This is a genomic window from Agromyces marinus (genome assembly GCF_021442325.1).
Taxonomy (GTDB): Bacteria; Actinomycetota; Actinomycetes; order Actinomycetales; family Microbacteriaceae; genus Agromyces; species Agromyces marinus.
In genome coordinates this window covers 2,240,720-2,254,333 of record NZ_CP087879.1, presented here as the reverse complement: position 1 = coordinate 2,254,333, position 13,614 = coordinate 2,240,720, and the positions used below count along the sequence as shown (strand labels likewise).

Annotated in this window: 16 protein-coding genes and 1 riboswitch; of the genes, 9 read left to right on the top strand and 7 right to left on the bottom strand. The window is 73.2% G+C overall.

What is annotated here, in order from left to right; genetic code table 11:
- Positions 1 to 12: 12 nt before the first annotated feature.
- Together DSM26151_RS10530 and pnuC are read left to right on the top strand one after the other, a co-directional pair.
- Complete coding sequence (locus DSM26151_RS10530) at positions 13 to 450, top strand: DUF3054 domain-containing protein (protein WP_234659506.1); 438 nt, start codon at positions 13 to 15, stop codon at positions 448 to 450.
- Positions 447 to 1,103, top strand: coding sequence for a nicotinamide riboside transporter PnuC (gene pnuC, locus DSM26151_RS10525; RefSeq protein ID WP_234659505.1), 657 nt, complete (start codon positions 447 to 449; stop codon positions 1,101 to 1,103). The genes DSM26151_RS10530 and pnuC overlap by 4 nt, the downstream gene beginning before the upstream one ends.
- A gap of 7 nt (positions 1,104 to 1,110) precedes the next feature.
- Here pnuC and DSM26151_RS10520 read toward each other — a convergent pair whose 3' ends face one another.
- A complete protein-coding gene (locus DSM26151_RS10520; RefSeq protein WP_234659504.1) occupies positions 1,111 to 1,443 on the bottom strand; it encodes a hypothetical protein in 333 nt (110 codons plus the stop codon).
- A gap of 160 nt (positions 1,444 to 1,603) precedes the next feature.
- On the opposite strand from DSM26151_RS10520, the gene DSM26151_RS10515 reads away from it, so the two are divergent.
- The 4 genes from DSM26151_RS10515 to DSM26151_RS10500 all read left to right on the top strand — a co-directional run bounded on the left by DSM26151_RS10515 (position 1,604) and on the right by DSM26151_RS10500 (position 6,106).
- The gene (locus DSM26151_RS10515) at positions 1,604 to 3,199 is read left to right on the top strand and encodes a DUF7059 domain-containing protein (RefSeq protein WP_234661872.1); all 1,596 of its coding nucleotides are present in this window, start codon (positions 1,604 to 1,606) and stop codon (positions 3,197 to 3,199) included.
- 84 nt (positions 3,200 to 3,283) lie between these two features.
- Positions 3,284 to 4,216 (top strand): J domain-containing protein, encoded by a 933-nt coding sequence (locus DSM26151_RS10510; protein ID WP_234659503.1) that lies wholly within the window; start codon positions 3,284 to 3,286, stop codon positions 4,214 to 4,216.
- 35 nt (positions 4,217 to 4,251) lie between these two features.
- The gene (locus DSM26151_RS10505) at positions 4,252 to 5,535 is read left to right on the top strand and encodes a M18 family aminopeptidase (RefSeq protein ID WP_234659502.1); all 1,284 of its coding nucleotides are present in this window, start codon (positions 4,252 to 4,254) and stop codon (positions 5,533 to 5,535) included.
- 85 nt (positions 5,536 to 5,620) lie between these two features.
- Positions 5,621 to 6,106, top strand: a complete 486-nt coding sequence (locus DSM26151_RS10500; protein WP_234659501.1) for a rhodanese-like domain-containing protein — start codon at positions 5,621 to 5,623, stop codon at positions 6,104 to 6,106.
- Between the two features lie 21 nt (positions 6,107 to 6,127).
- Here the strand turns inward: DSM26151_RS10500 and DSM26151_RS10495 are convergent, their stop codons facing one another.
- A complete protein-coding gene (locus tag DSM26151_RS10495) occupies positions 6,128 to 6,319 on the bottom strand; it encodes a hypothetical protein (protein WP_234659500.1) in 192 nt (63 codons plus the stop codon).
- A 74-nt stretch (positions 6,320 to 6,393) separates the two neighbouring features.
- Positions 6,394 to 7,767, bottom strand: coding sequence for an L-serine ammonia-lyase (locus DSM26151_RS10490; protein ID WP_234659499.1), 1,374 nt, complete (start codon positions 7,765 to 7,767; stop codon positions 6,394 to 6,396).
- 159 nt (positions 7,768 to 7,926) lie between these two features.
- Between DSM26151_RS10490 and DSM26151_RS10485 the strand changes: the two genes are divergently transcribed.
- Positions 7,927 to 8,490: a GNAT family N-acetyltransferase gene (locus tag DSM26151_RS10485; protein ID WP_234659498.1), complete on the top strand. Its 564-nt coding sequence runs from the start codon at positions 7,927 to 7,929 to the stop codon at positions 8,488 to 8,490.
- A gap of 51 nt (positions 8,491 to 8,541) precedes the next feature.
- Here DSM26151_RS10485 and DSM26151_RS10480 read toward each other — a convergent pair whose 3' ends face one another.
- The 3 genes from DSM26151_RS10480 to DSM26151_RS10470 form a co-directional block, all read right to left on the bottom strand.
- On the bottom strand, positions 8,542 to 9,201 hold the full coding sequence (locus DSM26151_RS10480; RefSeq protein WP_407650933.1) for a CoA-binding protein: 660 nt from the start codon (positions 9,199 to 9,201) through the stop codon (positions 8,542 to 8,544).
- Positions 9,198 to 10,517 carry an O-acetylhomoserine aminocarboxypropyltransferase/cysteine synthase family protein gene (locus DSM26151_RS10475; protein WP_234659497.1) on the bottom strand — a complete coding sequence of 440 codons (1,320 nt, stop codon included), beginning with the start codon at positions 10,515 to 10,517 and terminating at the stop codon, positions 9,198 to 9,200. Before DSM26151_RS10475 ends, DSM26151_RS10480 begins: the two co-directional genes overlap by 4 nt.
- 90 nt (positions 10,518 to 10,607) lie before the next feature.
- Positions 10,608 to 11,180, bottom strand: a complete 573-nt coding sequence (locus DSM26151_RS10470) for a cysteine hydrolase family protein (protein ID WP_234659496.1) — start codon at positions 11,178 to 11,180, stop codon at positions 10,608 to 10,610.
- Between the two features lie 97 nt (positions 11,181 to 11,277).
- On the opposite strand from DSM26151_RS10470, the gene DSM26151_RS10465 reads away from it, so the two are divergent.
- Entirely contained in the window at positions 11,278 to 11,595 is a 318-nt protein-coding gene (locus DSM26151_RS10465) for an antibiotic biosynthesis monooxygenase family protein (protein ID WP_234659495.1), read from the top strand.
- Positions 11,592 to 12,767 carry an FAD-dependent oxidoreductase gene (locus tag DSM26151_RS10460; protein WP_234659494.1) on the top strand — a complete coding sequence of 392 codons (1,176 nt, stop codon included), beginning with the start codon at positions 11,592 to 11,594 and terminating at the stop codon, positions 12,765 to 12,767. Before DSM26151_RS10465 ends, DSM26151_RS10460 begins: the two co-directional genes overlap by 4 nt.
- 11 nt (positions 12,768 to 12,778) lie before the next feature.
- Here the strand turns inward: DSM26151_RS10460 and DSM26151_RS10455 are convergent, their stop codons facing one another.
- Complete coding sequence (locus DSM26151_RS10455; RefSeq protein ID WP_234659493.1) at positions 12,779 to 13,108, bottom strand: DMT family transporter; 330 nt, start codon at positions 13,106 to 13,108, stop codon at positions 12,779 to 12,781.
- Between the two features lie 16 nt (positions 13,109 to 13,124).
- Positions 13,125 to 13,190: riboswitch (guanidine-III (ykkC-III) riboswitch) on the bottom strand.
- Positions 13,191 to 13,614 lie beyond the last annotated feature (424 nt).

The window sequence follows — 13,614 nt, the reverse complement described above, 5'->3', positions numbered from 1 at the left end:
TACGATGGTCGGATGAGCGGCACCGCCCCCACGCACCGCACGCCGACCGGACCGCAGCGCACGTCGACCGGCACGGTCCTCGCGGCGATCGCGGTCGACGCCGTGCTCGTCGTCGTCTTCGCCGCGCTCGGGCGCGGCAGCCACAGCGAGACGCTCGACGCATCCGGTATCTGGGCCACCGCATGGCCGTTCCTGGTCGGGCTCGCCGCCGGGTGGGTCGTGATCCGCGGGTGGCGCCATCCGCTGGCCGTCCTCCCCACCGGTGTCGTGGTGTGGGTCGCGACGCTCGCCCTCGGCATGCTGCTCCGCCTCGCGACCGGGGCGGGGACCGCGCTCGCGTTCGTCATCGTGGCGACCCTCACCCTCGGGGTCCTCCTCGTCGGGTGGCGCGGCGCCGCGGCGCTCGTCCGCCGACTCCGGGCGCGCGCGGGCGCGCCGCACGCCCGATGAACCCCATCGAGTGGCTGTTCGACGCGCAACTGGTCATCGGCGGACAGGTCGTCCTCTGGCGGGAGATCGTGGGCAACGCGTTCGGGCTCGCCTCCGCCGTCGGCGGCATGCGCCGCAGGGTGTGGGCGTGGCCGGTCGGCATCGTCGGGAACGTCCTCCTGTTCACGGTGTTCCTGGGAGCCGTGTTCGGCACGCCCAACCCCGTGAACCTGCTCGGCCAGGCCGCGCGGCAGGTCATGTTCATCGTGGTCTCGGTGTACGGATGGCTGCGGTGGTCGCACACCCGGCACGGCGACCGGGACGCGCCCGCGGTGCGGCCGCGGTGGGCGAGCGGGCGCGAGCGGGCCCTGCTCGTCGTGCTGCTCGTCGGCGGGACCGCCCTGCTCACGCCCGTCTTCCGCGCCCTCGGCTCGTTCGAGCCGGTCTGGGCCGACGCGTGGATCTTCGTCGGGTCCCTGCTCGCGACCTGGGGCATGGCGCGCGGATGGACCGAGTTCTGGCTGATCTGGGTCGCGGTGGACGTGGTCGGCGTGCCGCTGCTCGTCAGCGCCGGCTACTACGCCTCGGCGCTGCTCTACCTCTTCTACGGCGTGTTCACGATCGCCGGTTTCCTCGTCTGGATGCGCGTCCAACGGCGCGCGCAGCCCGCCTGACCGGACGTCACCAGGTCGAGGGCACCCGGTCGATCATGCTCCACACCGCGGCGCTCAACTCCGGGTGATCCAGCGCGATCGTGCGCAGCAGGTCGTACTCGAAGCGCTCGGCAGCCCCGCGCCGCGCCGTCGGGTGGTACGCGCGGGACCGCGCCGGAGCCCACCGGTCGGTGTGCAGGAGCTCCTCGCGGAGCGTCGCGACGACCTGCTCGTCGACCGACGGCATCTCCGGCAGGAACGCCCACGGGTCCTCGCCGAGACGGCATCGCAGTTCGATGAGCGCAGCGAGTTCGTCGCGCGCATCCTGTCGCAGGTGCTCGAGCGTACGCTGCTCCGCCATGTGCGACCTCCCCTCGCTGGTCCCGATCGTAACCCGAACCTACGCGGTGCGTGTGTCGTGCGGGTTACGCCGCGACAGCGGGCATGGACGCCGGGTGACGTGCGCGTGACGGATCGTCCCGAGCCGCCACTGGTTGAATGTGAACGTGACCGGCACACGCATGACCACCCCCGATGAGCCCCTCGACCTCGCAGCGGTCGACGCGCTCGCGGCCGACCTCGGCGACGCGGGCTTCACCGTCGAGGGCGTCGAAGCGCTCTGGGAGTCCGGCACGGCAGGCGCCGCGACGCACCCCGGCGCGGCCCTCCGACGCGGCCACCGGGTGCCGGCCCTGCGGGTCCTCGACGCGATCGGCGCGGACCACGCGGACCACGCGGACCGTCGCCGGCTCGCCGTGCTCGTGCGCGCATTCGTGCTCGGCATGCCCGTGGCATCCGCCGACCTCGCCGCCGCGCTGCCGCGGACCGGGATCGAACGCGCCGTCCGGCTGGGACTGGTCCGCGCGAGCGCGGACCGGCTGGTCCCGACGGCCGACCTCAGGCCCTACGCCTTCACCGACCGCCTCGGCACCGGGAACTGGTGGATCGCGTCCGATCCCGGCGAGCTCGCGACCGGCGGGCCGCTGCCCGAGCGGTACGTGCTCGGCGTCGGCGGCGCATCGACGACGCTCAGCGGGCTCATGCTGCAGCGGCCGGTCGGGACGAGCTTCGACCTCGGAACCGGATGCGGCATCCAGGCGATGCACGCGGCCCGCTTCAGCGACCGGGTGATCGCGAGCGACATCTCGGAACGGGCCCTGCGGTACGCCCGCCTGAACGCGCGGCTCAACGCGGTCGACGGCATCGAGTTCCGGCTCGGAAGCCTCTACGAACCGCTCGGCGCCGACCGGGTCGACCGGATCGTGTCGAACCCGCCGTTCGTCATCACGCCCCGAGCGCACGGCGTGCCCGAATACGAGTACCGCGACGGGGGGATGGTCGGCGACGGCATCGTCGAGGCCGTCGTCCGCGGCGCCGCAGAACGGCTCGCCGCGGGCGGGATCGCGCAACTGCTCGGCAACTGGGAGTACCGTCGCGCGGGCGCGCCGCTCGACGGGCTCGAACGCATCGCGGACTGGGCCTCCCGGGCGGGCCTGGAGTACTGGATCGTCGAACGCGAACGCCAGGACCCGGGCGAGTACGCCGAGACCTGGATCCGCGACGGTGGCACCAGGCCCGGCACGCCCGCCTTCGAAGCCCTCCACTCGGCCTGGCTCGACGACTTCGCCGATCGCGGCGTGGACGCCGTCGGCTTCGGCTACGTGCTGCTGCGGCGCCCTGCCGACGGCGCCGCCCCATCCCTCGCACGCACCGAGCGCCTGCACGGCCCGCTCGGCGACACCACGGGCGGACTCGCCGCACACCTCGAGGCGTGCCTCGCGGCATCCGACCTGGTCGCGGCACTCGACGACGACGAACTCCGCGACCTGCGCGTCGCCGTCGCCGAGGACGTCACCGAGGAACGCCACCACTGGCCCGGCGCGGAGGCGCCGACCGTGATCCTGCTGCGGCAGGGCGGCGGGTTCGGCCGGGTCGTGGACGCGGGGACCGGGCTCGCCGCGCTCGTCGGCGCCGCGGACGGCGACCTCCCGCTCGGCGTCCTCGTCGACGCGATCGCCCACCTGCTGGAGGTCGACGCCGGCGACCTCTGGACCGAACTCGCCGCAGCGACCCGCGAACTCGTCGCGGGCGGCCTGCTGCGGCCCGTCGCCGACTGACGCGCGCGTCCGGCGGCATCCCGGCGCACAACGACATCCCGGCGCACGGCGGTATCCTCGTGCACGCCCACCGAAAGCGAGTACATGCCCGACTCCCCGCTCTCCGATTCGCCGTACGAGGTCCTCGGCGTGGCCGCCGACGCGGACGCCGCGACCCTGCGCACCGCCTACCGGCGCGCTTTGCGGCACGCCCACCCCGACACCGGCGGCGACGCCGCCCGCTTCCACGCGGTGCAGCGGGCCTGGGAACTCGTCGGCACGCCCGAGGCCCGCGCGGCGTTCGATCGCGGACGCGGACCGGGCATGGCCGAGCCCGAGCACGCGCCGTGGGCGCCATCCGCTCCACGGGCCAGGCGCGACTCGCGCCCGCTGGCGCGCACCTACGGGCACCCGGGCGGCTGGACCAGGCAGCGCTACCTCGAGCTCATCCGCGAATGGGCCGGGCGCGGCGTCACGCTCGAGGACCCCTACGACCCGGCGCTCGTGCGTCGGGCGCCCCGCGACCTGCGGCACCTCCTCGCCGACGCGCTCGCCGAGGAGGAGACCGCGCGAACCCTCTCGACGCTCGGCATCGCCTACACGGTCTGGCACGACCTCGCGACGGATGCCGCGGGCGCGGGTCTTCCGCCCAAGCTCGACCATCTCGTGCTCGGGCCGACCGGGCTGATCGCGATCCAGTCGGAGGACTGGGGCGGTCCGGTCGCCTTCAAGCGCGGGGAACTCATCGGGGAACCGCTCGCCGGCGAGCGGCCGATGCGTGCGCTCGCCGCGCGCGCGAAGGCGGTGACCCGGCCGGCACGGGTCAAGCCCACGGCGCTCGTCGTGGTCGTCCCCGACGCCGACGCCGCGGTCCCGCTCGAGGTCGGCGGCTCGACGCGCGGTGCCGCGCTCGTGCTCGTGCGCCGCTCGCGACTGGCGAGCGCGATCCGCGAGGGCATCCCGGGCTCGCCGCAACTCGGCGGCGCCGACGTCATGGAGATCCGCGCCCGACTGCAGGCGGTCGTGGACTTCGCCTGAACCGGCGGCCCGCCCGGGTTTGCGAAGATGGGGGGATGGCCCTCCCCGACGTCGACTCGACCATCCAGGACTTCTCCGCATTCGTCACGGCAGCGCCGTCGTCGTACCACGCCGCCGCCGAAACGGCGCGGCGGCTCGAGGAGGCCGGATTCGAACGCCTCGAGGAGGCCGACGCCTGGCCGGCCGGGCCCGGCCGCCGGGTCGTCGTCCGCGACGGGGCCGTCATCGCGTGGGTGCAGCCCGCGGGCGCCGGACCGACCACGCCGTTCCGGATCCTCGGCGCGCACACCGACTCGCCCTCGTTCAAGCTCAAGCCCAACCCGTCCTCGAGCGCCGCGGGCCTCTCGCAGGCCAACGTCGAGGTCTACGGCGGGCCGCTGCTGAACTCCTGGCTCGACCGGGAGCTCCGGCTCGCGGGCCGCCTGGCCACGCGCGACGGTGCGACGCACCTCGTGGCGACCGGTGCGCTGCTGCGCATCCCGCAGCTCGCGATCCACCTCGATCGGGGCGTCAACAACGACGGGCTGACGCTCGACAAGCAGCGACACGTCCAGCCGATCTGGGGCGTCGAGGCCGCGGGCGACCCCGCCGACATCCTCGCCCACCTCGCCGCGACCGCCGGCCTCGACCCCGAGCACGTCGTCGGCCACGACGTGCACGTCGTCGACGCCGCACCGCCCGCCCGCTTCGGGCGCGACGACGCGTTCCTCGCGTCGGGCCGGATGGACAACCTCACCTCGGTGCACGCCGGGCTGACCGGCATCCTCAGCGTCGACGGCACGGCCGAGCACATCAGCGTCCTCGCCGCGTTCGACCACGAGGAACTCGGTTCGGAGTCGCGATCGGGTGCGAGCGGGCCGTTCCTCGAGGACGTGCTGGCGCGCATCGGGTCCGGCCTCGGCGCCGGCGTCGAAGATGCGCGGCGCGCCTTCGCCCGGTCGTGGCACGTCTCGAGCGACGCCGGCCACGCGGTGCATCCCAACTACCCGGAGCGGCACGACCCCGTGAACCGTCCGGTGCTGGGCGGCGGCCCGCTGCTGAAGATCAACGCGAACCAGCGGTACGCGACGGATGCCGCCGGTGCGGCGTTGTGGGCGGCGGCGTGCCGTGCGGCCGGGGTGCCGACGCAGGAGTTCGTGTCGAACAACACGATCCCGTGCGGATCGACGATCGGACCGCTGACCGCGACGCGACTCGGGATCCGGACCGTCGACGTCGGCCCGCCGCTGCTGTCGATGCACTCCGCGCGCGAACTCGCGCACGTCGAGGACCTCGTCGCGCTCGGTGCAGCGGTCGGGGCGTTCCTGCGGGGCGACTGACGCCCGCCCGCTTTGGCGGGAAGTCGCGCATCGTTGTCCGCCGCACCCGCGCCGCGCCGGGCGGGTCGGCTGCGAGTATCGGGGCATGACGAACACGACCGCCACGGCACCCGCACTCTTCGACCACGTCGCCACGAGTGCCGACGCCGTGCGACACTTCCGCGGGCGGCTCGCCTACGAGACGGACGTCGCCGACGTCGCGGCGGCGCTCGCCGCCGAGCGGCCCGGCTTCGTGCTGGTCGACACCCGCAGCGATGCGGCCTGGGCGGCGGGCCGGATCCCGGGCGCGATCCACCTTCCCGGGCGCCGCATCGCCGCAGAGGCGGGCGCGCGCATCGAACCGGGGACCCCGGTCGTCGTGTACTGCTGGGGTCCGGGATGCAACGGCGCGACGCGCGCGGCGCTCGCGTTCGCCGAGTCGGGCCACCCCGTCAAGGAGATGATCGGCGGATTCGAGTACTGGGTCCGCGAGGGGTTCGCCTTCGAGCACGACGGCGGACGCGCGCACCGCCCGGTCGACCCGCTCACGAACGTCGAGGGCACCGGACCCGCGACCGCCTGCGCCTGCTGACCGAACGGCCCGCGGGGGTGCTCAGCGCAGCGGGCCCCGGCGCTGCTCGAGCCAGATCGTGTGCTCGCGCAGCCCGTTGCGCACCGCCGCCTTGATGATCAGGTAGCCGATCCAGAGGGCGAGGGCGAGGAAGGCGAGGTAGATGAGCGCGCCGATCAGCAGGGTCGCGATGCCCATGCCGCCGATCACGCCGGGGTCGATGTAGGGGTCCACCCGGCAACCCTCGCAGAATCAGCGCCCTCTCGGAAAGCGACCCATCCGGGGGACACGCGGCAGAACGCTCGGCGTCAGCACTCGATGACGTTGACCGCGAGACCGCCCTCGCTCGTCTCCTTGTACTTGGTCATCATGTCGATCCCGGTCTGGCGCATGGTCTCGATGACCGTGTCGAGCGAGACGATGTGGGTGCCGTCGCCGTGCAGGGCCAGGCGGGCCGCCGACACCGCGGTCGAGGCGGCGATCGCGTTGCGTTCGATGCACGGCACCTGCACGAGGCCCGCGACGGGGTCGCACGTGAGACCGAGGTGGTGCTCCATCGCGATCTCCGCCGCGTTCTCGATCTGCTGCGGCGTACCGCCCAGCACCGCGCACAGGCCGCCCGCGGCCATCGCGCACGCCGAACCGACCTCGGCCTGGCATCCGCCCTCTGCACCTGAGATCGATGCGTTCTTCTTCACGAGGCTCGCGATCGCCGACGCCGTCAGCAGGTAGCGACGGATGCCGGCGCGGTCGGCGCCCGGAACGTACTTCAGGTAGTAGTGCCCGACCGCTGGGAGGATGCCCGCCGCGCCGTTCGTGGGGGCGGTCACGACACGGCCGCCGGAGGCGTTCTCCTCGTTGACGGCCAGCGCGAACGCGTGCAGCCACTCGGTGGACGTGTCTCGGAGGTGCTCGTCGCGGTCGTACGCCTCGAGGCGACGGCGGACCTCGGAGGCGCGACGCTTGACCTTGAGCCCGCCCGGCAGCGTGCCCTCGGTTGCCAGGCCGTGCGAGACGCACTCGGCCATCGCATCCCAGATCGCGTCGAGGCCCGCATCGATGCCGGCGTCGCCGTGCACCGCGACCTCGTTCCGACGGGCCACGTCGCACAGGCTCACGCCGTGCTCGTCGCACAGCGCCAGCAGTTCGGCGGCGGTGGAATACGGCAGCGGATGCCGCAGCGCCTCGGCCTGCTCGGGCGCCTCGCCGTCGCGGCGGATGAACCCGCCGCCGACGGAGTAGTAGGTCTCTTCGGCGATGGGGAGCGCGTCGTCGTCGCCCCACGCCTGGAGGGTGAGCGCGTTCGGGTGGCCGGGCAGGCGCGTGCGCGGTTCGAGCGAGACATCCGCCTGCGCCATCCGGATCTCGTGACGGCCCGCGAGGCGCACCGGTGCGCCGTCGGCAAGCCGCGCCCACGCATCCCGGACGTCGTCCGGGTCGCAGTCGTGCGGCGCGAGGCCGGCGAGCCCCGCGACGACCGCGTCGGGCGTGCCGTGCCCCAGGCCGGTCGCGCCGAGCGACCCGTAGAGCGAACAGGTGACGCGTCGCACCCGGTCGAGCCGGCCGTCGGCCGCCAACCCGTCGGCGAAGACGCGCGCTGCGCGCATGGGGCCGACCGTGTGCGAACTCGAGGGGCCGATGCCGATCGAGAACAGGTCGAGGGCTGAGACGAACGCTGTCACCCTCCAAGGGTACGTGGGGATCCGTGGGCGGATTCCTGATCGCACCGCAGGATCTTTGCGCGTCCGGGTGATTCGGCGGGGATCCGCGCAGCCGGCGGCGCCCGCGGGCCACGGCGATGTTCGGTGCGCACCCAGACGCCGCCGCGTAGAATCTGCCCGATGCCCGCCCCCGACTCCACGAACGACCCCGGCCTCGTCCTGCGCCTCATGCGCGCCGACGAGGCTGCCGCGGTCGGTCGACTCGCGCGCGACGCCTATGCGCGCGCCTACGAGCTTCCCGACGCCTACCTCGACGACATCGAGGCCGTCGGCGACCGCGCGCGCAGCCAGGAGGTCTGGGTCGCAGCGGATGCCGTGACCGGCGAGCTGCTCGGAACCGTCACGACCCCGCGGCCCGCCGAACGGCTCTCCTCGGTCGCCAGGCACGAGGACGAGCTGGACTTCCGCTTCCTCGCCGTGTCGCCGGCCGCCCGCGGGCGACGGGTCGGCGAGGCGATGGTGCGGCACGTCTTCGGGTTGGCCGCGAGCCGCGGCATCCGTCGCGTCGTGCTGAACACGGGCGCGCAGATGGTGCCCGCGCAGAGGCTCTACGAGCGTCTCGGCTTCCAACCGCTCGACGACCGCGAGTTCAGCTTCGCGCGCGAGGACGGCACGCTCGTGCGCATCCTCGCGTACGGAATCGACGTTCCGGCGGCGCCGGCGGCGGGCGGCGCCGCAGCCTGAGCGTGCCGCAGCCTGAGCGCGCTGCAGCTCGGGCGCGCCGCAGCCCGGGCGCTACCTGCCGCCGCGACGGCTCGTGATCTGGCCGGTGTCGAAGCCGAGCAGGTGCAGCCCGCCGTGGAAGCGCGCGTGCTCGACCTTGATGCAGCGGTCCATGACGACGGTGAGGCCCTGCTCCTCGGCGGCGTAGGCGGCCTGCTCGTTCCAGATGCCGAGCTGAACCCAGATGGTCTTCGCCCCCGCCGCGAGGACCTCGTCGACGACCTGCGGGATGTCGCTGCCGCGACGGAACACCACGACGATGTCGGGCACCTCGGGCAGGTCCGCCAGCCTCGCGTAGGCGGGCTGGCCGAGGATCTCGGTCTCGTTCGGGTTCACGAAGTACACGCGGAAGTCGCTCGACTGCTGCAGGTAGGTTCCCACGAAGTAGCTCGAGCGCTGCGGCTTCGGCGACGCGCCGACGATCGCGATGGACTTCGCGGCACTCAGGATGCGCCGGCGCTGCTTCGCGTCGGGCCCGATCCACGTGCGCTGCGACTTCAGCAGCTTCGCGAGCGGCGAGGTCGCGGGCAGCTCGCACGAGAGCCCGTTGACCAGGCGGACCGTCTCGACCTCGGATGCCGCGGCATCCGTCTCGGTCGAGGGCGTGCCGGTCGTGCCGGCGCTGACGGCGCCGGCGCTGACGGTCGCAGCGGTGTCGGTCGCGATGCTCATCGTGCGCCTCCCACGGTGGTCAGCGCGCGGTCGCGCGTCGCGGCGGTCAGGGCCTGGTCGAGGTCGGCGATGATGTCCTCGACGTCCTCGATGCCGACCGAGAGTCGCACGACGCCCGGCAGCACGCCGGCGTCGACCAGCTGCTGGTCGGTCAGCTGAGCGTGCGTGGTCGACGCCGGGTGGATGATGAGCGTCTTCGCGTCGCCGATGTTCGCGAGGTGGCTCGCCAGGTCCACCGACTCGATGAGCTTCTGGCCGACCTCGCGGCCGCCCTTGACCTCGAAGCTGAACACCGACCCCGGGCCCTTCGGCAGGTACTTCGCCGCGCGCTCGAAGTGCGGGTGATCGGGCAGGCCCGCCCAGAACACGCGCTCGATGCGCGGGTCGGCGTCGAGCCACTCGGCGACCGTGCGCGCGTTGTCGACGTGCGCCTGGATGCGGTACGGCAGGGTCTCGACGCCCTGCGCGAGCAGGAAGGCCGAGTGCGGCGCGAGCGCCGGGCCGATGTCGCGCAGTTGCTCGGCCCGCAGGCGCGTGAGGAACGCGTACTCGCCGAAGTTGCCCGACCACTGCAGGCCGCCGTAGCTCGGCACCGGCTCGCCGAACAGCGGGAACTTCTCGGAGTGCCAGTCGAACCGGCCGGACTCGACGACGACGCCGCCGAGCGTGGTGCCGTGGCCGCCGAGGAACTTCGTCGCCGAGTGGGTGACGAGGTCGGCGCCCCACTCGATCGGACGGTTGAGGTACGGGGTCGCGATCGTCGAGTCGACGATGAACGGGATGCCGTGCGCGTGCGCGACGTCGGCGAGGCCCTCGAGATCGGCGATCTCGCCCGACGGGTTCGCGACGGTCTCGACGAACAGCGCCTTCGTGCGCTCGGTGATCGCGGCGGCGTAGTCGGCGGGGTCGGAGGAGCGCACGAAGGTCGTCTCGACGCCGAAGCGGCGGAGCGTGACATCCAACTGCGTGATCGAGCCGCCGTAGAGGTTGGCGGATGCCACGATGTGGTCGCCCGTGCCCGCGAGGCTCGCGAACGTGATGTACTGCGCCGACAGCCCGCTCGCCGTCGCGACCGCGCCGAGACCGCCTTCAAGGCTCGCGACGCGCTCCTCGAACGCGGCGACCGTGGGGTTGGCCAGGCGCGAGTAGATGTTGCCGTACTTCTGCAGCGCGAAACGCGCAGCGGCATCCGCCGTGTCGTCGAAGACGAACGCGCTCGACTGGTAGATCGGGAGCGCGCGGGCGCCCGCCTCGGCGTCGGGGATGTTGCCCGCGTGGATGGCGCGGGTCTTGAAGCCGTATTCGCGGTCTGCCATGGGGACACGCTAGTCGGGTCGGCCGCGGCATCCGCCCCCACCCGTAACGCGGGGCAACGGATGCCGCGCCGCAGGCGCCCCGGCCCCGACTCAGGCGCCGAGCACCTCGTCGGTCGAGACGACCCGGGCGAAGCCGCCGCCGTCGAGGTTGACCGCCGTCGCGCGCGAGAGCTCGGCCGCGGTGAGGCGGATGCCGCCGGGGCCCGCCATCTCGAACGTGTGCGTCGCATCGAGGGGCAGCACGACGTCGTAGCCGAGGTTGCCGGCCATGCGGGCGGTCGTCTCGACGCACTGGTTCGTCTGGATGCCGCACACCACGAGCCGGCGGATGCCGCGCTCGCCGAGCCATGCGTCCAGGTCGGGGTCGCCGTAGAACGCCGAGTTCACGTGCTTGGTCACGAACAGGTCGTGCGGGGCGTCGGCGACGACGGGCTTCAGGGCGTTGCCGGGGCTTCCCGCGGCCAGCGGCGACCCGGATTCGCGCGAGTCGTGGCGGACGAGCACGATCGGCCGCGAGGCATCCGCCCACGCCGCGAGCAACCGGCCGATGTTCGCCTCGGCGTCGGGGTTGTCGCGCTCGCCCCAGTAGGCGGCATCGTCGAAGCCCTGCTGCACGTCGATCACGATGAGAGCGGCGGTGTCGTCGGAGTCCATGCGTTCCATGCACCCATCGTGCCGCCGGGCGCGCTCGCGCCCGCGCTCGGCGGCTGCCGAACTTGCGCGAACGCCTGCCATCCCGCCCGCGGGTAGCGTTGGACGGATGATCCTCGAGCACGCGATCCTGCCCGTCGTCCCCGGCCGCGAGGCCGCCTTCGAAGCCGCGTTCGCCGAGGCGCGGCCCATCATCGCGTCGATGCCCGGTTTCGTCGACCTCGCGCTCTCACGCTCGATCGAGACCCCGAACGAGTATCTGCTGCTCGTGCACTGGCAGCGGCCCGAGGACCACGACCCCGGCTTCCGCGGGTCGCCCGAGTACGCCCGCTGGCGCGAGCTGCTGCACGGGTTCTACGATCCGTTCCCGGTCGTCGAGCACTTCCGCGAGGTCGCGGCGGTCGGGCCTGAAGGTTCGGACCGATGAGCGGCATCACGCAGGTCGAGACCGTCGTCGTCGGCGGCGGCGCGATGGGCGCCGCGACGGCGTGGCAGCTCGCTCGCCGCGGCCGCGACGTGGCGCTGCTCGAACGCTACGAGCCGGGCCACCGCATCGGCGCGTCGCACGGTGCCTCGCGGAACTTCAACGTCGCCTACAGCGACCCCGCCTACGTCGCGATGCTCGTCGACGCCCTTCCGCTCTGGCGCGAACTCGAAGTCGAATCGGGCGCGGGGCTGCTCGAACTCGTCGGAGTCGCCAATCACGGGCCCGCGGCGGACTTCGACGACGTGCACGCGGCGCTCACCCACGCCGGCATCCCCGCCGAGTTCCTCCCCCTCGACGAAGCCGCGGCCCGATGGCCCGGCATCCGCTGGGACACGCGCGTGCTCTTCAACGCCCGTGCCGGGCGGGTGAATGCGGATGCCACCATCGCGGCGCTGCACCGGGCCGCGGCCGCGGCCGACGCCGATGTCCGGCACCGCACCCGCGCCACGCGCATCGAGCCGCTCGGCGACGCGCGCGTCCGCGTGGCATCCGTCACCGATGCCGGCGTGGAAGAGGTCTTCGAGGCCCGCACCGCCGTCGTGACCCTCGGCGCCTGGACGACGAAGCTCATCGGCGGGCTCGCCCTGCCGCGGCTCGTCGTCACGCAGGAGCAGCCCGCCCACTTCGCGGTGCGCGACGAGGCGATGCAGTGGCCGAGCTACAACCACCACCCGGGCGCGGCTCGCGATGGATACGGCTACTGGCGTTCGCCCGTGTACGGCATGCTGACGCCCGGTGAAGGCGTGAAGGCCGGATGGCACGGCGTCGGCCCCGTCGTCGACCCCGACGCGCGCGACTTCCTGCCGGTGCCCGACCAGCTTGCCGACCTGCAGCGCTTCGCGCGCGAGTGGCTGCCGGGCGTCGACGCCGACGCAGCCCAGCCGATCAGCTGCACCTACACGACCACGCCGGACGAGAACTTCGTGCTCGGCCGCATCGGGCCCATCGTCGTCGGCGCGGGATTCTCCGGCCACGGATTCAAGTTCACGCCCGTCGTGGGGCGCATCCTCGCCGACCTCGCCGACGGATCGGGCCCGGGCCCGGACCGCTTCCGCGCCGACCGGGTCATCGCGCGCGACGCCGGGTCGCCGACCGGGCTGGGCCGCGGCTGACGGACCCGCGGTCAGTGCCCGGCGTCGCCGTCGATGAGCTTCAGCCCGACGACGCAGCCCACGAGCCCGGCGATGAGCGCGAGGCGCGCCCACGAGACATCCGTTTCGCCGGTGATCATCGCCCACACGACCGTGAGGGCCGCCCCGATGCCGACCCACACGGCGTAGGCCGTGCCGATCGGGATTTCGCGCATCGCCCAGGCGAGCCCGACCATCGACAACGCGAGCGCGCCGATGAACACGACCGACGGCCAGAGCTTCGTGAAGCCCTCGGACTTGCCGAGGGCGGTGGCCCAGACGGCCTCGAGGATTCCGGACAGGATGAGCACGATCCACGACATGACGGTTCACTCCCTGAGTGCCAGTCTTGTCGCGTTCCGGGTACTGGGTTCCCTCGTCCGGGGCCGCCGTTCGACGACCGCTGCCAAGGCTAGCAACCGGGCCTGATCACGGGCTGTGCAGGCGGGTCCGCGCTCGCGCGTGCTCGCGTGCGGGCACCGGCGGGTGCTCGCCTGCGGCTGTGCTCGCCCATGCTCGCGCACGCGCGCATCTCGCCCGCGAGCGTATGCCGAATGCACCGGTGGAGGCTGCGAGCGGTGCATACGGCACCCACTCGCGCGTGACTGGCTGCGCGCGGTGGAGATCCGTACGGTGGGCGCCGTGCAGGTCGTGGCAGGAAGGGGGACCAGACGTGGCCGCAGGCGAGTGGGTGCCATGTGCACCGGTGAGAGCCGCGAGCGGTGCACATGGCACCCACTCGCGCGGCCGGGGCGCGCCCGGGGGCGCCGGGCGCGGGCGACGCCCCAGTCAGGTAAAGAATCCTTGACATGGTGTCTGGAAAGGTTGA

What these genes read in the sequence shown, in the direction of transcription:
- DSM26151_RS10530 (WP_234659506.1), top strand. Translation starts at nt 13, where the DNA reads ATGAGCGGCACCGCCCCCACGCACCGCACGCCGACCGGACCGCAGCGC.
- pnuC (WP_234659505.1), top strand. Translation starts at nt 447, where the DNA reads ATGAACCCCATCGAGTGGCTGTTCGACGCGCAACTGGTCATCGGCGGA.
- DSM26151_RS10520 (WP_234659504.1), bottom strand. Translation starts at nt 1,443, where the DNA reads ATGGCGGAGCAGCGTACGCTCGAGCACCTGCGACAGGATGCGCGCGAC.
- DSM26151_RS10515 (WP_234661872.1), top strand. Translation starts at nt 1,604, where the DNA reads ATGACCACCCCCGATGAGCCCCTCGACCTCGCAGCGGTCGACGCGCTC.
- DSM26151_RS10510 (WP_234659503.1), top strand. Translation starts at nt 3,284, where the DNA reads ATGCCCGACTCCCCGCTCTCCGATTCGCCGTACGAGGTCCTCGGCGTG.
- DSM26151_RS10505 (WP_234659502.1), top strand. Translation starts at nt 4,252, where the DNA reads ATGGCCCTCCCCGACGTCGACTCGACCATCCAGGACTTCTCCGCATTC.
- DSM26151_RS10500 (WP_234659501.1), top strand. Translation starts at nt 5,621, where the DNA reads ATGACGAACACGACCGCCACGGCACCCGCACTCTTCGACCACGTCGCC.
- DSM26151_RS10485 (WP_234659498.1), top strand. Translation starts at nt 7,927, where the DNA reads ATGCCCGCCCCCGACTCCACGAACGACCCCGGCCTCGTCCTGCGCCTC.
- DSM26151_RS10480 (WP_407650933.1), bottom strand. Translation starts at nt 9,201, where the DNA reads ATGAGCATCGCGACCGACACCGCTGCGACCGTCAGCGCCGGCGCCGTC.
- DSM26151_RS10475 (WP_234659497.1), bottom strand. Translation starts at nt 10,517, where the DNA reads ATGGCAGACCGCGAATACGGCTTCAAGACCCGCGCCATCCACGCGGGC.
- DSM26151_RS10470 (WP_234659496.1), bottom strand. Translation starts at nt 11,180, where the DNA reads ATGGAACGCATGGACTCCGACGACACCGCCGCTCTCATCGTGATCGAC.
- DSM26151_RS10465 (WP_234659495.1), top strand. Translation starts at nt 11,278, where the DNA reads ATGATCCTCGAGCACGCGATCCTGCCCGTCGTCCCCGGCCGCGAGGCC.
- DSM26151_RS10460 (WP_234659494.1), top strand. Translation starts at nt 11,592, where the DNA reads ATGAGCGGCATCACGCAGGTCGAGACCGTCGTCGTCGGCGGCGGCGCG.
- DSM26151_RS10455 (WP_234659493.1), bottom strand. Translation starts at nt 13,108, where the DNA reads ATGTCGTGGATCGTGCTCATCCTGTCCGGAATCCTCGAGGCCGTCTGG.